The organism is Streptomyces sp. NPDC020965 (assembly GCF_044333555.1).
In the GTDB taxonomy this organism is placed as follows: Bacteria; Actinomycetota; Actinomycetes; order Streptomycetales; family Streptomycetaceae; genus Streptomyces.
In genome coordinates this window covers 99300-121072 of record NZ_JBIRRE010000017.1, presented here as the reverse complement: position 1 = coordinate 121072, position 21773 = coordinate 99300, and the positions used below count along the sequence as shown (strand labels likewise).

Genomic DNA, 21773 nt, shown 5'->3' with positions numbered 1-21773 from the left:
GAGGGAACGCACCATGACCGTTCTGCAGGTGGAACACCTCAAGGTCTCCTACGGCGGCCGGGGCCCTGGCCAGGGCACCCCGCTGGAGACCGTCCGCGACGTCTCCTTCAGCGTCGCGGCCGGCGAATCACTCGGCGTCGTCGGCGAATCCGGGTGCGGCAAGAGCCAGACCATGCTGGCCGTGCTCCGGATGCTCGGCACGACCGACGCCGCGATATCGGGCCGCGTCGACTTCGCGGGCGAGGACCTCACCGCGCTCTCCCCGAAACAGATGCGCGCAATCCGGGGCTCCGGGATCGGACTCGTCTCCCAGGACGCGCTCTCGGCCCTCAACCCCGCCATGACCATCGGCAAGCAGATGGCCGAACCACTCATCCACTACGACGGGCTCAACCGCCGCGCCGCCACCACCCGGTGCGCCGAACTCCTCGACCTCGTCGGCCTGCCCGCCGCCCGCGAACGCCTGAACAACCACCCCCATGAACTCTCCGGCGGAATGCGCCAGCGCGTCCTCATCGCCATGGCCATCAGCCGCGACCCCAAGGTCCTGATCGCCGACGAACCCACCACCGCCCTCGACGTCACCATCCAGGCACAGGTCCTCCAGCTCATCGACCGGCTCCGCAAGGAGCTGCGGATGGCACTGATCCTGATCACTCATGACCTCGGCGTGGTCGCCGGGATCACCGACCGGATCGCCGTGATGTACGCGGGGCGGATCGTGGAACTCGCGCCCACCACGGCCCTCTTCGACGCCCCTGGACACCCGTACACCCGCGCCCTGATGAAATCCGTACCCCGGATGGACCGCCCCCGGGTGGACCGGTTGCCCGCGATCCCCGGCTTCCCGCCCGACCCCGCCGCCCCACCACCGGGCTGCGCCTTCCAGCCCCGCTGCACGGACGCCCGCACGGAGTGCGGACAGTCCGTCCCGCCGCTGCTCACCGTGGCGGGCGGAGTGGCCGGACACCAGGTCCGCTGTCCGTACACCGGCCCGGCCGGCGAAGGAGGGAACGCATGACCACCGAAGCCCTGACTCCGGACGCCGTCACCGTCGAGGACCTGACCGTGCTCTTCCCCGTCCGCTCCGGTGTCCTGCGCCGGCTGACCGGCACGGTGCGCGCCGTGGACGGTGTCTCCTTCACGGTTCCCGCCCGCACCATCGTCACCATCGTCGGCGAGAGCGGCAGCGGCAAGACCACCACCGGACGCGCCCTGGTGGGACTGTCGCCCATCGCCTCCGGGCGGGTCCGGGTGCACGGTACCGACCTGAACGAACTGCGCCGGGACAGAACCCTGCCCCGGCTGTCCCAGATCGTCTACCAGGACCCGTACGCCAGCCTCAACCCCCGGATGACCGTACGGGCGATGATCGCCGAGGTCGTCACCGTGCACGGCACCGTCCCCCGGCACGAGACCGCCGAACAGGTCACCAAACTCCTCGGCCAGGTCGGCCTCCAGCCGGAACTGGCCGACCGCTACCCCCACGAACTCTCCGGCGGCCAGCGCCAGCGGGCGGCGATCGCCCGTGCCCTCGCCGTGGAGCCCCGCTTCATCGTCTGTGACGAGATCGTCTCCGCGCTCGACGTCAGTGTCCAGGGCCAGATCGTCAACCTCCTCAAGGACCTCCGCCGCGACCGGGACGTCAGCTTCCTCTTCATCTCCCACGACATGAGCGTGGTCCGGCACATCTCCGACCAGGTGGTGGTGATGTACGGCGGCAGGATCATGGAGAGCGCGCCCTGCGAGGAGTTGTTCACCACGCCCCGCCACCCCTACACCCACGCACTGCTGGCGGCCGTCCCGGTTCCCGACCCCCGGTCGCCGGGCCTGCGCGACGGCGTACGGATCAGGGCCGAACCACCGGACCCGGCCTCCGTGTTGGCCGGGTGCCGCTTCCAGCGGTCCTGTCCGTTCGCCACCGAGATCTGCCGCGAGGGCGATCCGCCGCCCCAGCTCCCCGCCGGAGGCCCGGGGCACACCGTGGCCTGCCACCACGCCGACACCCCGGCCGTCCGCACAGCCCTGTCCCCGGAAAGGACCCCCGCACCATGACCCCCACCCCCACCACGGCTCAGCACTACACCTCCCACACCGGGGGAGTCCGGCGTACCCCCGCGGGCACCGCCGTACCGCTGACCGACCCGGCCACCGGCCGGACGTGGGCACACGCCCACCAGGACCCGGACGCCGTCGAGGACGCGGTGCGCGGCGCCCGCGCCGCGTTCGCCGACCCCTCCTGGGCCGCGCTGGCCGGTCACGCCCGCGCCGATCTCCTCTACCGGCTCGGGGACGTGCTCGTCGCACACGCCGATGAACTCGCCTCCCTGGAGACCCTGGCGAACGGCAAGCCGCTGGCCGCGACCCGCGCCGAGGTCCGGGCCCTGGCCCGCTGGTACCGCTATTTCGCGGCCACCGCGGAGACCCTCCAGGGCGCGTCCCGCCCGCTCAGCGGCACAGCTCAGGCGCTGATCAGCCATGAACCCCTGGGCGTCGTCGCGGCGCTCACGCCGTTCAACGGCGCTCTCTCGCTCGGCTCCTGGAAGCTCGCCCCCGCCCTGGCCGCGGGCAACACCGTGATCCTCAAGCCGCCGCCGCAGGCCCCGGCGTCCTCGGTCCGGCTGGCCGAACTGGCGCGGGAAGCGGGCTTCCCGCCGGGCGTGGTCAGCGTCGTCATCGGCGGCGCGGAGGAGGGTCGGAAGCTGGTGGAGCACCCTGATGTCGCCATGGTGACCTTCACCGGGAGCACCGCCGTCGCCCGTACCCTCGGCGCGCTGGCGGCCGGCCACATGAAGCGGTACGTCTGTGAGGCGGGCGGCAAGTCGGCACATATCGTCTTCGCCGACGCCGACCTCGGCGCCGCCGTCACCGCCGCTCGCCAGGGAGCCTTCTCCGCCGCCGGCCAGACCTGCGTCGCGGGCTCCCGAATCCTGGTCCAGCGCGAGGTGTACGAGGAGTTCCTGACCCGGTACACGGAGGCGGTCGGGCGCCTGCGCGTGGGCGACCCCCGTGACCCGCGCACCCATATCGGCCCGCTGGCCTCCGCCGGGGCGTTGGCACGCGTCGAATCCTATGTCGAGGACGCCGTACAGCACGGCGCCAAGGCCCTGACCGGCGGTCGGCGAGCGGTGGTCGACGACGAAGCCGGAAACGGATTCTGGTACCAGCCCACCGTACTGGTCGACGCCGGACCGGACCTCGCGGTCTGCCGGGAGGAGGTCTTCGGCCCCGTCGTCACCGTCCACCCCTTCGATACGGAGGACGAGGCCGTGGCGCTCGCCAACTCCACCGAGTTCGGCCTGGCGGCCGGCTTCTGGACCCGTGACAGCGCCCGCGCGCATCGGCTGGCGGGTCGGCTGGAGGCGGGCGTGGTCTGGGTGAACACCTACCGCCTGCTGCACTGGAGCGTGCCGTTCGGCGGCTACAAGCAGTCCGGGCTCGGCCGGGAGAACGGCGTGGAGGCGGTCGCCGAATTCCTCCAGACGAAGTCCGTCATCACCGAACACGGCACGCCGGCCGATCCGTTCGCCGACTGACCGCCACCACCCCCTTCGCCCCAGCCACCACCAGCCAAGGACGTCCCGTGGAATTCCTCGTCAACATCACGATCAACTGGCCCGAGGGAATGGATCCCGAACGCAAGGAGTCCATCTCCGCTGCCGAACGCCTCCGCGCCGCCGAACTCATCGCGGCCGGGCACCTCGTCCGCATGTGGCGCGTCCCCGGACGGACCGAGAACTGGGGCCTGTGGCGGGCGGCCGACCCCACCGAGATGCACACGATCATCTCCTCCCTGCCGGTATGGCCGTGGATGGACGTCACCGTGCACGCGATGGCGACGCACCCCGTCGATCCCGGCCCGGCCACGGGCGCCTGACCACGCCCCGCATCCGGCAGTGGCGCATCGTCTTCGAGCGGGGGGCTACGGTTCCGTGAAGCCTGCCACCAGGGCCTTCTTCGGAGCCGGCGATGGCCGGAGACTCGTACCGGAGGTGGGGCTGATGGCAGGATTCATGGGCCGCGGCCGGACCGTAGGGGTGACCGTGCTGCTGGTCGGGACGGTATCGGCCGGGGCGTTCCTGGCCGACCTGACGGCCGGTGGCCGGGTAGCGGTGGTCTTCGGCGCCGTCGCGGCGTCGGCCGGCGCAGCCTTCACCCGCGCCCTGTTCCCCGTCGGGGAACTCGATGGTGGACGGTTCATCCCCGGCATCGACGAGTACGCCGAGCTCTACGGGGTGGACGCCTGCCTGTCCAGCTTCGGGCGGATGCCCGTGGCCATGGACAACCTGGTGCTGGGCATCATGCCGACGGATGTGCCTTAGGCCCTGTCCGGGCGATCTGGTCGGGCCCCCTGCCTTGCGGCTTCCCGGCCCGGGACACCAAGGACGATTCTCGCTTCCGGTGCCGACGCGCGCCGCATCCCTCGGACGCCGTACCCCCCGCCGGCCAGAACATCCCTGCCGGTCCACGAGAGTGCCGTCGTCGACACCTTACGTGGAATGTGGGGGGCATGGGGCATGAGTACGATGCGGCAGCACATCAGGTACGAGGGAGAGCGAGTAGCGATGCCCCACGAGTACGTCAGTCCCACGACCAAGGATGTCAGGGACCGGTACGCGACGCAGTTCGCGGACGACCTGGCAGCCAACGAGACGGAGCAGGCGAGCATCCGTTCTCAACTGGACGCATTCACCGCCCGGTTGGACCAGTTGGAGGAGGAGCACACCCTGCTCCTCGCCCTGCGGGGCACAGTCGTGGTCCCGCATACCACCACACCGGAAGGCGCAATGCCGACCGAGGACGGCAGGAACAGCGCAGGCCACGCCGGCGTACAGAGCGTCGCGGAGCCGGCGGTGCCCCGGCCCCGGAGGAAGCGCGGAGCGGTGCAGGCTCCCCGCCGAACCCCGGCGGCGAAGAAGGCAGCCGAAGCCCCGGCCCAGAGCGGTTCCGAGGCGCCCGGCACGGACGGCGGGACGGGGGCGGGCGCACACCTGACCCTTCGCGCAGCCGTCCTGCGACTGCTCCGTCAGCACCGGGAGCCGCGGACCGTTCGCGAGGTCCACGAGGAAGTGACCCGGGACTATCCGCAGTTCACCCCGAAGCAGACCGTGGTCCGGGACGCGCTGAACGCACACGTCGCGAAAGGGCGGGTGGAACGCGAGAGGAAGCAGAACGCGATCTGGTACACCGCTGCCCAGCCCGGTGACCAGGGCACCACTGCGGCCGACGCGGCCACGGCCCCCGGCACCACCACAACCGCGGTCTCCGAAACCGCCGAAGAGAACACCACCGCCGGTATCTGACGGAGTACGCCGGACACCGAACGGGGGACATCGGTGCCACCCATCCCGACCATGGGCCGGGCGGTGAGCGGACCTCGCCGCCCTACTGAAGGTCGGATCGGCCCTCCCTGACCGACGGGAAAGCGGCCGCATCGACGCTGAAGGCGACGAGCACGCCCCAGCAACCGGAGGACCGTGCCGTCGACGCGCTGACGCGGTCCTTCCGCAGCCCGGGAACGCCCGCGGTCGTCAACGAGCAGCGGTCATGCCGGGTCGCGCTCGTACTGGCCCGCCTTGTAGTCCACGAACAGGGTGAACTCGACCGTCGTCCGGCCCGAGTCCGAGCGCGACCCGGGGATGTCCTTCTCGACCGGCTCCAGGTCCACCACGGCGTACTCGCTGTACCCGTCGAAGTCGCCGGGGCCGTCCGCGACCCCGACATGAAGCGGAGTCTCGTCGGGCAGCGCCTCAAGGGCCCGCCGCAGTTGCCCCGCGGTCCATACCTGCGGGGCGTGATCGAATGTGTCAGTCATGGCGCGACGCTATGGCCGATGGGGCCACGAGGGGCGCTCCCATGCCGCAACGCCGCGCACTGTCAGCCGATCGCCTCATCGGCGTGCGGAAACCCGCCGCGCCGCCGGGGGGGCCGCCCCGAGCCTCCGCCATCGATTCCGGCCCGGGGCCCCGCTGACCGATTCCGGCCCCGGGGCCGCCGCGCCGCTCCGGATCAGACGAGGGCGCTCTTGGTCTGCCACTCCTGCCAGGACAGGTTCCACTCGCCGTAGCCGTTGCCCGGTGCGGGGTCACCCTTGTGGCCGGGACCCGCGATCTCGAAGGGGTCGCCGGGGCGGAGCTGGGAGTACAGCCAGGACGCGTTCCCCGTGCTCATGCCTATGCATCCGGAGCTGCGGTTCGCGTTGCCGAAGTAGGCGGCGTTCCAGGGCGCTGCGTGGGCGTACATCCCCGACCAGGTGAGCCGCATCGAGTAGTCGACCATCTTGTTGTAGGCGTCCCCGAGGCCGACCGTCTCGGAGTTCATGTTGATGGTGCCCTCCTTGGCCATCAGCACGGAGGTGCCGCCCCAGGAGCGCTTCTTACCGCCGGGCGTTCCCGCCGACACCGGTATCGAGCGGAGCTGCTTGCCGTCCTGCATCAGCTTCAGCGTCTTCGACGCCAGGTCCACCTTGACGATCTGCGCGCGGCCGATCGTGAACCCCATGTCGTAGTCCCGGACGAACCAGCCGCCCGCCGCACCGGAGTCGATGCCGTTGAGCTCCGCCCGGAGGCGCACCGTGGTACCCGGGCGCCAGTACTCCTTGGGCCGCCAGTCGACGCGGGTCCGTCCGTCGTAGTGCTCCATCCAGCCCCAGGAGCCGACGGTGTTGTTCGAGGTGGTGATCTTGAGAGAGCGCTCGACGGCGGCCCGATCCTTCACCGGGTGGTCGAAGACGATCGAGACCGGCTGGGCGATGCCGACCGTGGTCCCCTTGCCGGGCGCGAGCTCCAGCTTGTTGACCTTCGTAGCGGCGGCGGTCGCGAAGGACGCCTGCGCCGAACCGCCCTTCTTCGTGATGGCGTGGATCTGGTACGAGGTCCCCGGCGCCGCGACCCGGTGCGAGGTCCAGGTGCTGCCGTCCTTCGACACCGCACCGCCGAGCGGCGCACCCTTGGCACCGGTGACCTTCACTTCCTTCAGCTCACCCTGGGCGAGTCGTACGGTGACGGGCTTGCCCGCGAGGGCCGCTCGACCCTGGAGGTTCACGGAGATCTCCGGCCGCTCGGTCCCCGCCGCCGTGGACCCGCCCTTCGCATCGTCCTTCGCCCCGCTCGAACAAGCGCTGAGGAGCACTACGAGTCCGGTGGCGACCACCACCGTCCTGCGGTGCCCTCGGCGACCGGCTGAGCGTGCGTGGCCGGCTTCCGGCGTTCTGTCGTGCGGGGTGGACGAGAGCGGTGCGCTGGACAAGGTCCGTACCTCCTTGCGAAAGGGAATCGAAAACAAAGAGTGGTCAAAAGCCGAAAAGGTTGCACCAGGGGTTGATTGCCTCGTTCTCGTCACAGAATGGGGTCATGGGTTGCGCGATCGACACCTCCCCTGCATCGGCCCCGGCCCGGTTCAGGAGGGTGTCACCGAGCCGCGGGAGGTTGAACCGATGGTCACGGCCCGGGGCCCAGGACGTCCGGTTGGCGTCAGGCCCCGGACCGGACCGCGTCTCAGGCGCGCTGGGCCCGGTCGTACACCTTCTGGGCCGTGGCCCCCAGGATCTCGCCGTACATCTTGGTCGGGGTCGTGGAGTCGAGCGCGGAGTTGACCGAGACCAGGGTGCCCTTGCCGGTGGTGGTGCTGAAGTCGGCGAACCAGGGGCCGCCGCTGGCGCCGCCGCTCAGGCTGCAGGGGATGACCTGCGTGCCGTGCTCCTTCTTCGGCTTACCGACGCAGCGCAGGAGTTCTTCGCCGAGCTGCGGACGGGTGGCGGGGTAGCCGAGGGCGGAGACAGTGCCGCCGACGGGTCGGTTGAAGGCGATGGCCTGGCCGCCCACGACGTCGGTGAGCTTGCGGTCCTTGTGGTCGGCGTCGACGGTCAGGGCGGCCATGTCGTTGAGGGAGTCGTTTTCCCAGACACGGGGGGTGGCGGCGCTGCGCACCGCGAAGGTGCCGTGCGGCTTCCTGCCCTTGTCGTAGCCGGGGACGAACACCATATGCATGCTGGTGTTGTAGGGGGAGGAGCCCCGGCGCACGCAGTGGGCCGCGGTCATCACGGCGGACTTGTTGGCGCTCTTCACCGCGGTGGCCGTGCACCAGGTGTCGGCGCCGTTGGCGTTGATGAAGAAGAGCCTCCCCACGGTCTTCAGGGGGGTGCCCCGGTACGGCTTGGCTTTCGGGCCGGTCGGTCCGAGGTCCACGGATTTGCCGACGGCCTTCATACGGGCCGTCGTCCAGTAGGCGAGGGCGGCCTTGCGCTCCTTGGCGGTGTACTTCAGGACGGAGACCGGGTCGGCGGGGGCGGCCTGGGCGGGCCCGGCCGTCACCACGACGGGGACGGCGAGAGCGAGGACCGTACCGGCCACGGCGAGTCCCGTGGCGCGGCCACGAAGGCGCCGGTTCACGGGAGTTGAGGTCTCGGGCATGGCAGATGTCTCCTCGGCTGATGCAGTCGGCGGACGGACCGTCCGTTCGTACTACAGGAGAGAGGGACTCGCTGACTGGTTGTCGCTGTCGACGTCCTGTGACATGCGCGTGCGGATATGCGCACACATGCCCGGCAACCCGTGCCTGGAGCGGCCGGCCCGGGCGGGCCTTCCCGGCTCAGCCGAGTAGTGCCTCGACCGCGAGGGTGCCCAGGCCCACCAGCACTCCGTACCCGGGGATCATCAGCACGGGAAACGGCAGCAGCACCCGCCAGTGGAACGCCCGGTCGCGGTACTGGGGCATGCCTTCGGTCCCGGGGAGGGTGAAGAACGCGGGGCGCAGGGTGCAGAACACCCACCAGTCGACGATCAGCAGATCGACGAGGTTGATCCAACTGAACAGTGCGGTGCCGAATCCGAATCCCGGCCAGAAACCCAGGTCGGAACCCCGCTCCTGGTGCAGGCCGGTGAGCGCGGCCAGGGGCGCGGCCACCAGCAGTACGGTCATCAGAGCACCCATCACCGCGGAGGTGCGGGCCCCTCGGGCGGACTTCCCTCCGTGCTCGGCACGGAAGCGGTCCCTGATCGCGGGCGGGTAGTCATGCTCCAGGGAATCCGGGGCGATCATCGCCCCGCCGATCAGCACGGCGCAGAACAGCACCGAAGCAACCAGCGAGTACAACGCCGTGACGTGGACGATCGAGGACCATTGCACCCGTCGAGGGTAGTCCGAGCGCGGTGAACGGGGCTATGGCCTCAAGGGACTTGGCGATGCCTGAATCCGCTGCTCCACCTGCCCTCGCTTCGACACCGACGGAGCCGGTCTGGTCGCGATCGGTGGGCACCACGACGGCGAGAGTCCGCTTCTCCTGGCCGTGCCGTCGACACACCGGCCGACGGCACGCTCCCAGGGCGGGGTCAGCCGGTCACGATCGAGACGCCCAGTGCCGTGGAGATCCGGGTCCACGACGTCACGAAGCACTCCGCTCCGACGGCCACGTAGACCTGTCCGCGGACATGGGCACCGGCGGCATCCTTGAAGTAGAAGGGGGCGCCTTGGTCTCCCGGCTGAGGGGGGCTGCCGCCGCGGGTGACGATCAGGCCGTACGTGCATTCCCGCGGCCCGCAGAGCTGGCCGTTGAGGCTGACCACCTTGTTGGCGCAGACCTCGCCCGAGGTTCGGCCGCTGTAGCAGTGCTCGACGGGCCCGACGGTGGCCGCGCCCGCCGAGGCCACCGGGATGGTGCTGGAAGTGACGAGGCCCCCGACATAGATCCGGCCCCCGTAGGTCCTGCCGCCGATGACCACCGTGTCCACCTGGGGGACTCGATGGAAGGCGGTGCCCAAGGGAGTGGCGCCGACTTCGGTCTGTACGGGCCCGTTGTGCGGGAAACAACTCGCGGAGGTGGTCAGATAGACCTGCCCAGTGGACACCTTCACCGCGAGGCCGGAGGTACAGGGCGGTGTGGTCGCGGTGCGGATGGCGGCGCCGCCGCTGAACGGGGCATTGTCCTGGTAACGGTGGGGCGCGTTGATCCCGGGATCCTGGAAGGGGGCGGCGGCCGGGGCGGGTAGTGGTGTGGTCAGCGGTGCGGTGGCGCGCCGGCCGGTCACGGCGATCACGACCTCGGAGGGAGCGTCGGACTTCAGGACGATGCGCCCGGTGGTGCGGTCGAGATAGCTGGCAAAGGTGTGGGCGGTCTCGCCTGCCGTGACATGGGCGGCGATCCGCTGCTGGATCCGGGTCAGTTCGCGTACCGCGCCGGGCAGTTCCGGGAGGAAGGCGTCCGCGCCTCCCGACCGGGTGCTCTCCGGCACCACCCGGATCGTTTCGGTGGCGGGAGCCGCGTCCCGGTCCCCGCCCTGGGCCGAACCCGTTCCCATGGCCATGATCGAGATGAGTGCGACGGCAACCGTGCCCATCGACATTCTCCTCCTGCCCGCTCTGGTTCTCGTTCTGCCCATGGGGACCTCCTGGGACCCTCGGATGGCACCCGGCCGGACGGCAGGGGCTCGTCCCGCATCGTCGGGGCGGACGGGATGCGCGGCTAGGGGCCGGGCGCCGCCGTACCATCCGATGGGCGCACGCAGGGGGCGCGGGCTGCTCGATGAGCGCTCCCTCTATGGCTGACCAGGGTGAACGGTGTGGCCGATGCCCCTCACCGCGACGGTTGATGAGAGTGTGGCGCGCACGTCTCAGAGGGGCGTTCGGCGAACGGGAGGAGTGGCAGCCCCAAGAGCCCGGGGCGCCCGCGGTCAGCGCGTCGGTATCGCGTCAGGGGTCTGGCGCGGCCGGAACCTGCCCCGGGCGACCAGGACGGCCGCCGCGAGCACCACCCCGTTGGCGAGGCCGGCAGAGTATTCGGATCGGGCGATGTGCACGGCTGTTCCGCCGACCATGACGACGCCGAGCCCGGCTGCGGCGATCGGGGTCAGCAGCGGGGCGGTCGAGGTGGCGGCGGGGAGGATCAGCCCGGCCGCGCCGAGCACTTCGACCACTCCGATCGCCTTCACCGTCTCCGGGGCGAAGTCGACCACCCAGGGCATGAGCGGAATCAGCGACTCCGGTGACATGGCGATCTTCATGCCGCCCGCTCCGGCGAACAGCACGGCAAGAAGGGCCTGAGCGACCCACAGGATGACATTCACGGCGCACTCTCCAGAAGTGAAGGGATGCCTGCGTTTCAATGGCGGCGCTAACCTACCAGAACCGCAGCCTCTCCTTCACTTGTAGGATGGGCGCATGACATCTGCTGAGCGCCGGGGACTTCGCAAAGACGCCGAGTTCAACCGGAAGCGCATCGCGTCGGCGGCCCGCACCGTGTTCGCCGAGCGCGGGCTCGGAGCACCGCTGGAGGAGATCGCGCGGCAGGCGGAGGTGAACATCGCCACGCTCTATCGTCGGTTCCCCGAACGGGAGGCGCTCATCGAGGCGGTGCTCACCGACCGGATGAACGAACTGGCCCGGCTCGCCGAAGAAGCCTCACTGGCGGCCGACCCGTGGGCCGGATTCCGGGGTTTCGTCGAGCACGTCTGTGCCATGCAGGCCGCCGACCGCGGAGTGACCGAGGGCTTCACCGCCTGCTTCCCCGACTCGCCGGGCATGGAGGAGCCGCGCTCGCGCGCCGTGGCCGCGGTGGACGCCCTGATCCGCCGCGCGCAGGAACAGGGCAGCCTCCGCCCCGAGTTGACGAGCGGCGACGTCATGCTGTTCCTGATGGCCAACGCCGGCGTGCTGTCGTCGACCCGTCATGCCGCGCCGGGTGCGTGGCAGCGTCTGGTCGCGCTGCTGCTGGACTCCTGCCGCGCGACGCCGACGGCATCCGCACTGCCTCCCGTACCCAGTCCCGGTGAACTGCACGACGCGATGGTCGCCGCCCGCCCGCACCACTGAACCAGGAGGGCGTACGCCTGCCCACGCGCAGATCCCGCGCGGGTGGATCGCCAGCGGGTGAAGGGTCGACCCGCCCGGATGGCGCAGGGCGCCGCGGCGGCGGGATCCTGTCACGGGCCGTTCAGGGACGGATCACGAGCGGCGGGTCCGGTCAGGGGGAGGGAACGGCGTCCGCCTGGGAGGTGTGCCAGTTGGTGACGATCGGGTCCTCGACGGTCATGGTGCCGACCGGCAGGTCGACCGGGTTGGGGTCGTCGTCACTGATGCCGACGACGATGCTGTCCAGTTCCTTGCCACCGTTTCCGCCGCTGCCCTTCGGGTTCACCCCGGCGTAGGCGGCCGTACGACCGCTCAGCGTGATCTGCTTGCCGACGGCCTGCTCCGCGGGACCCGCCTCGGTGCCGTCGGAACCGAACGCCACGGTCGGATGCGCGGCCGGCAGGACACAGGTGATCCCCGACTTCGCCTTCGCGATGATGAGGAGGTAACCGCCGGCCTGAGGCTCGGACCTGGCGCTCCAGGAGATGTCGTTGGTGCCGCAGTTCTGCCCGATCGACTCCCGCTCGCCACTGCCGGCCCCGTCCTCGCCGCCGTCGGGCCCCGTGCCCGTCGCGCCGGCGTCGTCGTCGGTTCCCTGACCGCTGCCCGCGGTCGATGAACCGGACGGGGTGGCCGCCTTGCCGGCCGGAGTGGCGGACGAAGAACCCTGAGCGGCGCCGGCGTCCTTGGCCGAGCCCGCATCCTGGCACGCCGTCATCAGCATGGCGCCGCCCGCGAGGGCTAGGGAGACGAGAAGGGCCTTGTGACGGTTGCCGGACATGAAATCCCCTTGGTTCACCAGCGGTTGAGGCCGATCAGGTGCGGCCTCTCGTGTGCCTGTTCGATCACTATGAGGGGAGTGGGAGCCGAAGGGGACCCGGTGTCTTCGTTCCAGGACCACGCTGTCGCAGGTCGGTGACATGATCACGAAGTGGGAGCGCCGGCCGCCGTCGATCTCATTCCGTGTCGGCCACCGGGTCCTGCGGCGGGGTGCCCGCTGGGCCGAGGTGCCCCGCATCGCCGGTCACCCCGGCGGCCGGCTGGCTCGTACCACTGCCGCAGCCGGACCCCAAGTACTGGCGCAGAGCCTCCCGCCCGCCCGGAACGAAGCGCCATTCATCAAGGACTCCGCGCAGTTCGGTCACTGTCAGCCAGTCGTACCAGTCGATCTCATCCGAGTCCGGTACCAAGGTCTCCGACACGACGGCCTCATGCACCCCGAGCCAGATGGGGCTGATCCCCTCTCGGAAAAGGAGCTTGAACAGGAAACGCACCGGCATGCGAACGCCCAGTTCTTCGGCCAACTCGCGGACCGCCGCTTCCTCGTACGATTCGCCCACGTCCACGGCGCCGCCGACCATCGCGTCGTAGTGGCCCGGGAACCGGGACAACGTCTCAGCGCGCCGCAGCACCAGGATCCGACCTTCGCGATCACGGCAGATCGTCGCCGCAATGCGATGCAGCCGGTTCTCCCGCACCGCCTCATCCCGCTCGACGATCCCCAGCACGCGGTCGTGCTCATCGACATGCTCAACCAGTTCGCTCACGGATGCACGATCTCAGGTGCCACTGACACACCGACGACCCCATGGGAAAAAGGTGATGAGTGATCTGCACCACTGAAGGTTCCGCGGGGATGCGACCAACCGCACGATCCGGGAGCGGGCCGGAAAGACCTGATGAGCCGGACGGGGCGCCCGCCCTCAGGGTGACGCCTGCCTGGTGAGGCTGGACTCATGGTCCAGCCCGCGACCACTCCGGCCGGTCCATCGCCAGGCGCCGTTCGCCCATGATCTCCTTGTGTATCAACAACTGATACAGCGTCGCATCGCAGCCGTGCGCACGGCGATGAAGTACGGAGATGTTCGCGCACTAGCGTCCCGTCCATGCGAAGTCGATCTCTGTTAATCGGCCTGGTGCTCGCGCTGGGCACGACCACCGTCGCCACCAACCAGGCGCAGGCCATCGTGGGTGGTACCGAGTCAACCCAGGCGTATTCCTTCATGGGCTCCTTCCAGCCCGCCTACCCCGCACCTCCGCGTGCGGACAGTCACGGCTGTGGGGTGGTGGTCCTCGCGCCGCAGTGGGTGTTGACCGCAAGTCACTGTGCGGGCAAGAACCCGACCGGATCGCGCGTGGGCGTCCCCCAGGGCTGGAAGGTCCGCGTCGGATCGCCGAACACCACGTCCGGAGGTGAGGTGGCGGAGGTCGATCACTACTACCGTCTGGCCATCGAGCGGGACCAGGGAGGGTACTGGGGCAAGGATCTCGCGTTGCTGCATCTGCGGACTCCGGTGCGTGCCAAGCCCGTGAAGATCGCCTCGGCCACACCGGCCGCGAACACCCCCACTCGGATCATGGGATGGGGCATGACCTGCGATGACTTCGGCAATCCAGCTTGTTTCCCCACCAAGCTGCGTGAGGCGGACACCGTGGTGCAGCCGGCCTCGGCCTGTGGGTCCGACAGGGTCGGAGAGCTGTGCATCGGCAGCCGCGACGGCAGCGTCGGGGCGACCAACATGGACTCCGGAGGGCCTGCGCTGGTCCGCGAGGGGGATCAATGGGCGGTGGCCGGTACCGTCACCGGTCCCAGCGGCGACCGGATGCCGACGCACTACACCGATGTCACCATGTACACCGACTGGATCAACGGCATCATCAGCGGCACCAACGTGCCCCCCGACGACCAGATCCCGAACGTGGAAGGCGCGGTGAACCTGGACGGCTGTACGGGCTCGGTGGTCCGCACTGCCACCTCGCGGCCACAGGACCGGGCGCTGATGCTGACCAACGGGCGCTGTGTCGGGGAGGGATGGCCCGCGCCCGGAAAGGCGCTGGTGAACCAGCCCGCCGACGTCAAGGTGCCGATCGCCAACCGCCAGGGCTACCCCCGGGTCACCGCCCATGCGGACCGACTGGTGTACGCGACGATGACCGGCACCGACATCGCGCTGTACCGACTCGACAAGACCTATGCGCAGTTGAAGTCGGCGCGCGCGAAGGTCTTCCGGCTCACCACCACTCCAGCGCGCGCGGGTGACCGGCTGACCATGGCCTACGCCAGCCAGCGCTGGAGCTGCACCGCCGAGACCGTCGTCAAGCAGCTACGCGAGGGTGACCACCAGCAGGATGACGCGATCCGGTACTCCGCCAGCCCGGGCTGCGCCCCGTACGACACCTCACCGGCCGGTTCGGCGTTGCTCGCCCCCGACGGCGGCACGGTCATGGGGGTGCATAGCACCCAGAACATGGACGGAGGCAAGTGCGTCACCGATAACCCCTGTGAGGTGCTTCCGGACGGGTCCGTGACCGCTGTCCAGGGACGTAACTACGGACAACAGGTTCACATGATCGCTTCCTGTCTTACCCAGGGGTCCGAGCTGGACCTGTCCCGAAAGGGCTGCACTCTCACAGGCTCCACACACCGACCCGCCACCCCCACGCGCTGACCGATCCCCTGCACCGGCGACAGCGCCGTCACCGTCGCGACGGTGACGGCGCTGTCGCCACTCCCGGACAGCTCCCGGACAGCTTTCGGACCGGTGATGCGTCCGTTGCCGGATGATCGGTCTGCGGTCCGGGCCCCCTGCGATAGGGCGGGGTCCGTCGCGTCAGGTTCCCCGGGGCGGGTCGTTTCGCCCCCCGGTTCGCCGTACGCCCCCGGTTACCCGCTTCCCCCGCCGCCGTAGCGGGAAGGAACACCCCGTACGGCCCACCGCACCGCCCCGTGACCGACGAGGGTGTACCGGCAGTCGGGGCGGGGAGGCCGGTCCACGGGTGCTCGGCATGGTCTTCGGGAAGAGGGAGGTGCCGCTCATGGGCGGCGAGTCCGGTGAGTTAGCTGCAGGTGACGTCGGTGACTCGGCGGAGGCAGGGTCGGACAACGGATTCGGATTCCGCAGGATCGAGCGCGGCGGGACGGCGGCGGAGTGTCCCGTCGTGCGGGGCGTTGGGGGGGTGTGGGAGGTGCGCGGGTACGACGAGGCGCGTGCCGTGCTGCGCAGTACGTCGACCGTGCAGGCCGGGCTCGGAATCGAGATGGTGTCGAAGCTGCCGAAGCGCATCCGGCGGCCGGTGCTCTACCGGGACGGTCCCGAGCATCGTGAACACCGCCGCCAGACCGCGAGGTTCTTCACCCCACGCCGCGTCGATGAGCACTACCGGGACGTCATGGTCCGCGTCGCGCAGGCCCAGATCGACCGGCTCAGGGCCGAGGGCAGGGCCCGGCTGTCCGATCTCAGCTTCGATCTCGCGATCGAGGTGGCCTGCGCGGTCATCGGCCTGACGGACAGCAGGCCCGGCATCAAGGAACGGTTGGAGCGCTTCTTCCCGGAGCGGTTCGGCACGCCGGGGCTGACGAGTCTGCACGGCATCTACTGGACGCTGCGACAGAACACCAACTGGCTGCGCGTGTACCTCGGCGATGTGCGCCCCGCCGTGCGGGCCCGCCGCCGGACCAGGCGGGACGATCTCATCTCCCACCTCATCGACGACGGCTGTTCGAACACGGAGATCCTCGGCGAGTGCCTCACCTTCGCGGCGGCGGGCATGGTCACCACCCGTGAGTTCATCAGCGCGGCGGCCTGGCACCTGTTCTCCGACGCCGATCTGCTGGCGCACTACCGGGCGGCGGACGAGCCGGGCAGGCTCGCGGTGCTCGGGGAGATCCTGCGGCTCGAACCGGTCGTGGGCCGTCTCAGCCGCCGCACCACCGAACCACTCGACCTCCCCGGTGCCGACGGCGGGAGACTCACCGTCCCGGTCGGCGACCGGATCGACATCCTGGTCGATCACACCAACGTCGACGAACGAACCGTCGGGGCACAGCCGCGCTGTCTGCGTCCCGGGCGCACCATGAAGTACCCCGGGCCGCCAGGGCTGGCCTTCGGCGATGGCCCGCACAAGTGCCCCGGGCTGCACATCGCACTCCTGGAGACGGACGTCTTCCTCAGCCGGCTGCTCGCCCTGCCCGGAGTGCGGATGGCGAGTCCACCGACGATCGGGTTCAGCGACACCATCGGCGGTTACGAACTGCGGCACTGCATGGTGGAGGTGACCCCCGGGGGCAGTGGCTGAGCCTTCTCCTCATCCTGTCGCTGCTCCCGGACGTACTCCCCCTTCCCATCCACTTGTTCCACCAGGTATCTTGCATCGCATGGAACCAGGTGATTCGACCAAGCAGGCCCGGGCGGCCGCCCAACTGCGCAAGGGTGTCCTGGAGTACTGCGTACTCGCCCTGATGCGGGACCGCCCGCGCTACGGCGTCGAACTCCTCCGCGCCTTGGAGGAGTCCGGCGCCCTGGCCACCAGTCAGGGCACGGTCTACCCGCTGCTCTCCCGGCTCCGCCGCGACGACCTGGTCACCACCACCTGGCAGGAGTCCGCCTCCGGTCCGCCCCGTCGCTACTACGCGCTCACCGACAGCGGTCGGTCCGCGCTCGACGAGTTCACCCGAGTCTGGCCCGGCTTCCGTGACGCCGTCGACGCCTTTCTGACCTCCCCCCACCCCGTTACCGGAGACCCCGCATGAAGACCTCTGCCGACCCCGTACGCGACTACCTCTCCGCCGTCGAGCGCGAGACCTCCGGGCTCGCCGCCGACCGTCGCCAGGAACTCCTCGCCGACCTCGCCGAGCACATCGAGGTGACGCGCGCCGAACAGCCCGGCGCCGCCATCGGCGAGATCCTGGCGGAGCTGGGGGACCCCCGCACGATCGCGGCGACGGCGCTGGCCGAGGCGGGGAGCGGAGTGGCCGGGGTCCCGGCGCGAGCCGATCTCGGTGCGCCCGCTCGGCGCGGCAAGGTGCATCCCTTGGTACCGCTCCTGATGCTCAGCCTCTCGCTGCCCTTCACGATGGTCTTCTCCATCGGCCCCGACGCGGCGTTCGACCCCGGCTCCGTGTTCGGCTTCCTGTTCCGTGTCACCGGCATGGTGCTGCTCTGTACCTCGGTGCACTGGACCGCCGTTCAGAAGACCACCGGCGTACTGCTCAGCGTCATCGTGCCGACGACCGTCATCGTCACCTGGAACCTGATCTCGGGCCACCAGGCCGCGGAGATCCCGGCCCTCCTGGCCAACCTGGGGTCGCTCGCCCTGATAGCCGGCACGGCCGTATGGCTCTGGCGGGTCCGCCGCGCCTGAGTGCGGCCCCCCTCGCGCCCGGCGGTCACCCCAAGGGCCGGCCGCGCGGCCGGTCCCGCCGTTGCGGAAGCACGGCAGTGGTGAGCATCCACCAGTGCCGCGCGGGTGCGCCGAGGGTCCGCTGTCGAACGCCCCGGCCGGCTGGGGGTCCCGGCTGGTGACCCTCGGTGTGGCCGACTATATATCGGTGCTCGATATATAGTCGGCTCATGACACGACAGAGCCCGTCCCTGACGGAGCCGCAGTACTTCATCCTCGCCGCGCTCATGGACGGACCGTTGCACGGCTACGGCATCATCAAGGCGGCCGAGCAGGCGACCGACGGGCGGCTCCGGATCGCTGTCGGCACTCTCTACGGCGCGCTGGAGCGGTTGGAGCGGGCCGGGCTGGTGGCGCCCGGCGACGAGGAGATCGTGGACGGGCGGGCGCGGCGCTACTACCGGCTCACGGAGGGCGGCGGCAAGGCGCTCGACCGGGAGGCGCTGCGGATGCGGCAGGCGGCGGCTGTCGTTCTCGGGCGGTCGCGGGACGCCGGGGTGGCCCCGGCATGAACCGTCTGCTGCTCGCGGCCTACCCCGAGCCCTACCGCTCCCGGCAGGGAAAGGAGTTGCTGGCGTGCCTGTCCGAGGCGTATCCCGGCCGGTCCTGGCCCCCGCCGCGGGAGGTCGTCGCCGTGGTGCGTGCCGGGGTCCAGGCCCGCGCCCGTGCCGTTGTCGACGACACGGCCCGGCCATGGTGGCTGGACGGCATCCATCTGACCGCTCTCGTCCTCGCCGCGCTGGCGCTGGTGCCGTACCTGCAGGACGTCTGGCACTGGGCGCTGCGCATCGATCCCGGTCAGCACGCCATCGCCTTCGACTTCTCCGGCTGGTACCCATGGGCGCACGGTCCCGGTACGCGGACCCGGCTCCTGCCCTACGGGCTGCTCCCGCTGGTCTGCTTGGTCGCCCTGTTGCGGGGCAGGCCGTGGATCGCCCTGCCGGCCGCGGCGGCGATGATCTACGCCGGTGCCACGTTCACCACCAACACGTTCTTCGGCGACGAGGGCAAGGCGGGCCTGGGCTACTACGGTCTCGGCGCCCCGATCACCGCCCGTGACCTGGTGCTGTCCGGTGTGCTGTGCATCGCGTGCGCCGTGTTGGCGGCCTGCCGCCCCGGCCGGCTGCGGCGCCACTCGTACCGCTGGCTCATCCCCGTCGTGTTCGCCATGTTCGCGGCCGGGGCCCTGCACATCATCGCCATCAGCCCGGCCTTCCAACGCGGCCTGTTCGTCCTCGAAGTCGCCGCGCTGATCGCCGCTTGGGTGGCGACGGCCGCCACCGGTGACCACCGGTGGCTGATCCCCGTCGCGGCGTTCGCGTTCATCCGTACCCAGGCGATCGTCATCCAGCCGAACGGGTTCCTACAGTCCCTGCCGGATCTGGTCGTCCTCGTCCTCCTTATCGCCCCCCTCCCGGCCCTGGCGATCGCCGCCCAGCGCCGGCAGAGCCGGGCGCTCCTCCCATAGCAGCGGATCCCCGGTGGCCCGAGCGGATCCGCCGGGGGGGTCCACCTCACGCGCGCCCCGGCGGCGCGTGACCGTGCATCGCTTCCCCGCGAAGACCCGCGAAGACCCGCGAAGACCCGCAAAGATCCGCGAAGACCCCGTCAAGACAGAGAAAGTAATGACTCGGCAAGACCTCTCCACCCTGTCCACGCACCCGGACTCCCACCAGGCCCCGGGCACCACGATCGAACCCGGCCCCACCAGGACGGTACGGCCACGGATCTCGGCTCCGCTGTGCTTCCTGGGATTCCTGGCGGTCTATCTGATCGCCGTCTGCACACCGCTCGGGCAGCGGGCGGAGAACGCCCTGTTCGGCGAAGGCGACGCCCGGGAGGCATGGATCTACGGTTGGTCGGGGACGGCCTTCCAGTCGTCTGCCATGCCGCCCCTGAATCACACCGCCCTGCCCACGCTGCTCGTGGGCCTCGCGGTCATCGCGGCCGTCACCCTGGTGCGGAGGTGCTGGTGGCAGGGGTGCGCGGCGATCGGGATCGTCGTGGTCACGATCGCGAGCAAGGAACTGACCAGGACGATCCTGCCCCGCCCCGAGCTGGTCGACGCGGAGGTCTCGCTCATCGATCCGAGCTTCCCCAGTGGACACGCGGCCGTCCCCATCGCGCTGGCTCTCGGCGCTGCACTCGTCGCTTCCCCCCGTATCCGCCCCTACGTCCTCGTGGCCGGCATGGTGTGGCTCGCCGTCACCGCAGCCGCCGTCCAGGCCACCTACCACCACCGGCCCAGCGACGTACTGGGCTCCGCACTGCTGGCCTGCGCCTGCTACTGCCTCGCGACCCGGTGGTTGCCGCCACCGGCCGACGCGCCAGGGGTTACGCGGCGCCCTCGTGCGCTGCCCGCGGTCGCCCTGAGTCTGTCAGCGGCGGGTGCGCTCGTCGCCGGGGCGCGGACCGACTCCCTCACGCAGTCGCTGGTCTTCGCGGCAGCGGGCTTCCTGTGCGCGACCCTGTTCTGGTTCACCACGGCACGGAGGCCCGTACACACCGGACGCCGCGTGCGCCCCGCAGTGGGCTGACCGTTCCGGCCCGCTCCACCGTCCATCGCTTCGGCGCGAGGTGTGGAGCCGGCGTGGTGTCGCCCCGGGCGGTCACACCGGGTTCAGGTGAGTGCTGTCGCCACCAGGGTGGCGGTCTTGGCGATCAGAGGGTTGTCCGCCGGGGCCTCGGGCTCGGGCTGTGTCGTCAGCACGGCCATGACGATGGGGGAGTGGTTGGGCGGCCAGACGATGCCCACGTCGTGGTTGGTGCCGTACTTCCCGCCCCCGGTCTTGTCCGCGACGATCCAGTCAGAGGGCAGACCGGCCCGCAGCTTCGCTCCACCCGTGGTGTTGGCCAGCAGCCAATCGGTGAGCCGTGCGCGGTCCGGGGGCGGAAGCGCGGTGCCCAGGGTGAGGCGGGCGTAGGTCTGCCCGATGGCACGCGGGCTGGTGGTATCGGTGACACGCCCTGGTTCAGCGGAGTTCAGATCGGGCTCCCACCGATCGAGGCGAGTCGTACGGTCCCCGATCGAGCGGCAGAACCGGGTGATCGCCGTGGGCCCTCCCAGCTCGCGGAGGAGGAGATTCCCAGCGGCATTGTCGCTGTAGCAGATCGTGGCGGCGCACAATTCCTCAACGGTCATGCCGCCGGAGAGGTTCTCGGGCTTGCTGGTGATCGGCGCGTAGCCCGAGTCCGTGGCTTCCTTCGCGGTGTACCGGATGCGTCGGGCCAGGAACTCCCCGTCGTGATCGAGGTCGCGCAGGACGGCTGCTGCGGCCAGTGTCTTGAAGACCGAGCAGAGGGGAAAGGTCTCGGTCGCGCGGTACTGCACGCGCCGGCCGGTCGCCGTGTTGAGGGCGTAGACCCCCAGGCGGGCGGAGTGCTCCCGTTCGAGATCCTTCAGCAGTTGCGAGAGCGATGTGCCGGATGTCGAGGCGTACGCGCTCCCGCTCAGGGGCAAGCTGGCGGCCAGTGCCACTCCGGCTCCCCAGGTGAGCGCCGTACGCCGGGACGGGGGCTTGTCTGCGGTGATCAAGGCTGTCCACTCCTCAAGGTATGGCTTCACCTTCAAGAACGCGGACCCGCAAGGCTTGGTTTCCTTGATCTCCGCGCTGTCCGAGTCCAGCCCCATGGGGCGCTGGACCCGGACACGTCGGGGGCGGCGGCGTCACGGGCCGTGGCGGTTGGCGCGGGATGAGGCGGCGGACCAGGTCCGGTGTCCATTCCACGGACACGACCTCGGCTTCCCC

23 protein-coding genes are annotated in these 21773 nt (G+C 70.3%); 14 read left to right on the top strand and 9 right to left on the bottom strand.

Going from position 1 to position 21773, the window contains the following annotated elements:
* Positions 1-13: 13 nt before the first annotated feature.
* The 6 genes from ACH4S7_RS34790 (at position 14) to ACH4S7_RS34765 (ending at position 5303) form a co-directional block, all read left to right on the top strand.
* A complete protein-coding gene (locus ACH4S7_RS34790; RefSeq protein WP_398525409.1) occupies positions 14-1021 on the top strand; it encodes an ABC transporter ATP-binding protein in 1008 nt (335 codons plus the stop codon).
* The gene (locus tag ACH4S7_RS34785) at positions 1018-2055 is read left to right on the top strand and encodes an ABC transporter ATP-binding protein (protein WP_398525408.1); all 1038 of its coding nucleotides are present in this window, start codon (positions 1018-1020) and stop codon (positions 2053-2055) included. Before ACH4S7_RS34790 ends, ACH4S7_RS34785 begins: the two co-directional genes overlap by 4 nt.
* A complete protein-coding gene (locus ACH4S7_RS34780; protein ID WP_398525407.1) occupies positions 2052-3536 on the top strand; it encodes an aldehyde dehydrogenase in 1485 nt (494 codons plus the stop codon). Before ACH4S7_RS34785 ends, ACH4S7_RS34780 begins: the two co-directional genes overlap by 4 nt.
* A 47-nt stretch (positions 3537-3583) precedes the next feature.
* A complete protein-coding gene (locus ACH4S7_RS34775; protein WP_398525406.1) occupies positions 3584-3877 on the top strand; it encodes a muconolactone Delta-isomerase in 294 nt (97 codons plus the stop codon).
* A gap of 124 nt (positions 3878-4001) precedes the next feature.
* On the top strand, positions 4002-4322 hold the full coding sequence (locus ACH4S7_RS34770; protein ID WP_398525405.1) for a hypothetical protein: 321 nt from the start codon (positions 4002-4004) through the stop codon (positions 4320-4322).
* A 243-nt stretch (positions 4323-4565) separates the two neighbouring features.
* Positions 4566-5303, top strand: a complete 738-nt coding sequence (locus ACH4S7_RS34765) for a BlaI/MecI/CopY family transcriptional regulator (RefSeq protein ID WP_398525404.1) — start codon at positions 4566-4568, stop codon at positions 5301-5303.
* Positions 5304-5545: 242 nt separating this feature from the next.
* Here the strand turns inward: ACH4S7_RS34765 and ACH4S7_RS34760 are convergent, their stop codons facing one another.
* The 6 genes from ACH4S7_RS34760 to ACH4S7_RS34735 all read right to left on the bottom strand — a co-directional run bounded on the left by ACH4S7_RS34760 (position 5546) and on the right by ACH4S7_RS34735 (position 11060).
* Positions 5546-5815 carry a DUF6225 family protein gene (locus tag ACH4S7_RS34760; protein ID WP_398525403.1) on the bottom strand — a complete coding sequence of 90 codons (270 nt, stop codon included), beginning with the start codon at positions 5813-5815 and terminating at the stop codon, positions 5546-5548.
* Between the two features lie 194 nt (positions 5816-6009).
* Entirely contained in the window at positions 6010-7248 is a 1239-nt protein-coding gene (locus ACH4S7_RS34755; protein WP_398525402.1) for an Ig-like domain-containing protein, read from the bottom strand.
* A gap of 248 nt (positions 7249-7496) precedes the next feature.
* Positions 7497-8411, bottom strand: coding sequence for a trypsin-like serine peptidase (locus tag ACH4S7_RS34750; RefSeq protein WP_398525401.1), 915 nt, complete (start codon positions 8409-8411; stop codon positions 7497-7499).
* Positions 8412-8589: 178 nt separating this feature from the next.
* Positions 8590-9126 carry a hypothetical protein gene (locus ACH4S7_RS34745; RefSeq protein WP_398525400.1) on the bottom strand — a complete coding sequence of 179 codons (537 nt, stop codon included), beginning with the start codon at positions 9124-9126 and terminating at the stop codon, positions 8590-8592.
* Positions 9127-9329: 203 nt separating this feature from the next.
* A complete protein-coding gene (locus ACH4S7_RS34740; RefSeq protein ID WP_398525399.1) occupies positions 9330-10334 on the bottom strand; it encodes a hypothetical protein in 1005 nt (334 codons plus the stop codon).
* Positions 10335-10667: 333 nt separating this feature from the next.
* Positions 10668-11060: a DoxX family protein gene (locus tag ACH4S7_RS34735; protein WP_398525398.1), complete on the bottom strand. Its 393-nt coding sequence runs from the start codon at positions 11058-11060 to the stop codon at positions 10668-10670.
* A 94-nt stretch (positions 11061-11154) separates the two neighbouring features.
* Between ACH4S7_RS34735 and ACH4S7_RS34730 the strand changes: the two genes are divergently transcribed.
* Complete coding sequence (locus ACH4S7_RS34730; protein WP_398525397.1) at positions 11155-11805, top strand: TetR/AcrR family transcriptional regulator; 651 nt, start codon at positions 11155-11157, stop codon at positions 11803-11805.
* A gap of 151 nt (positions 11806-11956) precedes the next feature.
* On the opposite strand, the gene ACH4S7_RS34725 is transcribed toward ACH4S7_RS34730, so the two are convergent.
* Positions 11957-12625 (bottom strand): hypothetical protein, encoded by a 669-nt coding sequence (locus ACH4S7_RS34725; RefSeq protein WP_398525396.1) that lies wholly within the window; start codon positions 12623-12625, stop codon positions 11957-11959.
* 175 nt (positions 12626-12800) lie between these two features.
* On the bottom strand, positions 12801-13391 hold the full coding sequence (locus tag ACH4S7_RS34720) for an NUDIX hydrolase (RefSeq protein ID WP_398525395.1): 591 nt from the start codon (positions 13389-13391) through the stop codon (positions 12801-12803).
* Positions 13392-13730: 339 nt separating this feature from the next.
* Between ACH4S7_RS34720 and ACH4S7_RS34715 the strand changes: the two genes are divergently transcribed.
* From ACH4S7_RS34715 to ACH4S7_RS34685, 7 genes are all read left to right on the top strand, one after another.
* Complete coding sequence (locus tag ACH4S7_RS34715; protein ID WP_398525394.1) at positions 13731-15293, top strand: S1 family peptidase; 1563 nt, start codon at positions 13731-13733, stop codon at positions 15291-15293.
* Between the two features lie 367 nt (positions 15294-15660).
* Positions 15661-16920, top strand: a complete 1260-nt coding sequence (locus ACH4S7_RS34710) for a cytochrome P450 (protein WP_398525393.1) — start codon at positions 15661-15663, stop codon at positions 16918-16920.
* 79 nt (positions 16921-16999) lie between these two features.
* Positions 17000-17374 carry a PadR family transcriptional regulator gene (locus tag ACH4S7_RS34705; protein ID WP_398525392.1) on the top strand — a complete coding sequence of 125 codons (375 nt, stop codon included), beginning with the start codon at positions 17000-17002 and terminating at the stop codon, positions 17372-17374.
* On the top strand, positions 17371-17985 hold the full coding sequence (locus ACH4S7_RS34700; protein ID WP_398525391.1) for an HAAS signaling domain-containing protein: 615 nt from the start codon (positions 17371-17373) through the stop codon (positions 17983-17985). The genes ACH4S7_RS34705 and ACH4S7_RS34700 overlap by 4 nt, the downstream gene beginning before the upstream one ends.
* Before the next feature lie 209 nt (positions 17986-18194).
* Complete coding sequence (locus ACH4S7_RS34695; protein WP_398525390.1) at positions 18195-18536, top strand: PadR family transcriptional regulator; 342 nt, start codon at positions 18195-18197, stop codon at positions 18534-18536.
* Positions 18533-19492, top strand: a complete 960-nt coding sequence (locus ACH4S7_RS34690; protein ID WP_398525389.1) for a hypothetical protein — start codon at positions 18533-18535, stop codon at positions 19490-19492. Before ACH4S7_RS34695 ends, ACH4S7_RS34690 begins: the two co-directional genes overlap by 4 nt.
* 157 nt (positions 19493-19649) lie before the next feature.
* Positions 19650-20561, top strand: coding sequence for a phosphatase PAP2 family protein (locus tag ACH4S7_RS34685; protein ID WP_398525388.1), 912 nt, complete (start codon positions 19650-19652; stop codon positions 20559-20561).
* Between the two features lie 83 nt (positions 20562-20644).
* Here the strand turns inward: ACH4S7_RS34685 and bla are convergent, their stop codons facing one another.
* On the bottom strand, positions 20645-21559 hold the full coding sequence (bla, locus tag ACH4S7_RS34680) for a class A beta-lactamase (RefSeq protein WP_398525387.1): 915 nt from the start codon (positions 21557-21559) through the stop codon (positions 20645-20647).
* Positions 21560-21773: the final 214 nt, after the last annotated feature.

What these genes read in the sequence shown, in the direction of transcription:
- ACH4S7_RS34760 (WP_398525403.1), bottom strand. Translation starts at nt 5,815, where the DNA reads ATGACTGACACATTCGATCACGCCCCGCAGGTATGGACCGCGGGGCAA.
- ACH4S7_RS34770 (WP_398525405.1), top strand. Translation starts at nt 4,002, where the DNA reads ATGGCAGGATTCATGGGCCGCGGCCGGACCGTAGGGGTGACCGTGCTG.
- ACH4S7_RS34705 (WP_398525392.1), top strand. Translation starts at nt 17,000, where the DNA reads ATGGAACCAGGTGATTCGACCAAGCAGGCCCGGGCGGCCGCCCAACTG.
- ACH4S7_RS34740 (WP_398525399.1), bottom strand. Translation starts at nt 10,334, where the DNA reads ATGGGCACGGTTGCCGTCGCACTCATCTCGATCATGGCCATGGGAACG.
- ACH4S7_RS34690 (WP_398525389.1), top strand. Translation starts at nt 18,533, where the DNA reads ATGAACCGTCTGCTGCTCGCGGCCTACCCCGAGCCCTACCGCTCCCGG.
- ACH4S7_RS34790 (WP_398525409.1), top strand. Translation starts at nt 14, where the DNA reads ATGACCGTTCTGCAGGTGGAACACCTCAAGGTCTCCTACGGCGGCCGG.
- ACH4S7_RS34765 (WP_398525404.1), top strand. Translation starts at nt 4,566, where the DNA reads ATGCCCCACGAGTACGTCAGTCCCACGACCAAGGATGTCAGGGACCGG.
- ACH4S7_RS34700 (WP_398525391.1), top strand. Translation starts at nt 17,371, where the DNA reads ATGAAGACCTCTGCCGACCCCGTACGCGACTACCTCTCCGCCGTCGAG.
- ACH4S7_RS34685 (WP_398525388.1), top strand. Translation starts at nt 19,650, where the DNA reads ATGACTCGGCAAGACCTCTCCACCCTGTCCACGCACCCGGACTCCCAC.
- ACH4S7_RS34750 (WP_398525401.1), bottom strand. Translation starts at nt 8,411, where the DNA reads ATGCCCGAGACCTCAACTCCCGTGAACCGGCGCCTTCGTGGCCGCGCC.
- ACH4S7_RS34710 (WP_398525393.1), top strand. Translation starts at nt 15,661, where the DNA reads ATGGGCGGCGAGTCCGGTGAGTTAGCTGCAGGTGACGTCGGTGACTCG.
- ACH4S7_RS34730 (WP_398525397.1), top strand. Translation starts at nt 11,155, where the DNA reads ATGACATCTGCTGAGCGCCGGGGACTTCGCAAAGACGCCGAGTTCAAC.
- ACH4S7_RS34715 (WP_398525394.1), top strand. Translation starts at nt 13,731, where the DNA reads ATGCGAAGTCGATCTCTGTTAATCGGCCTGGTGCTCGCGCTGGGCACG.
- ACH4S7_RS34785 (WP_398525408.1), top strand. Translation starts at nt 1,018, where the DNA reads ATGACCACCGAAGCCCTGACTCCGGACGCCGTCACCGTCGAGGACCTG.
- ACH4S7_RS34725 (WP_398525396.1), bottom strand. Translation starts at nt 12,625, where the DNA reads ATGTCCGGCAACCGTCACAAGGCCCTTCTCGTCTCCCTAGCCCTCGCG.
- ACH4S7_RS34695 (WP_398525390.1), top strand. Translation starts at nt 18,195, where the DNA reads ATGACACGACAGAGCCCGTCCCTGACGGAGCCGCAGTACTTCATCCTC.
- ACH4S7_RS34780 (WP_398525407.1), top strand. Translation starts at nt 2,052, where the DNA reads ATGACCCCCACCCCCACCACGGCTCAGCACTACACCTCCCACACCGGG.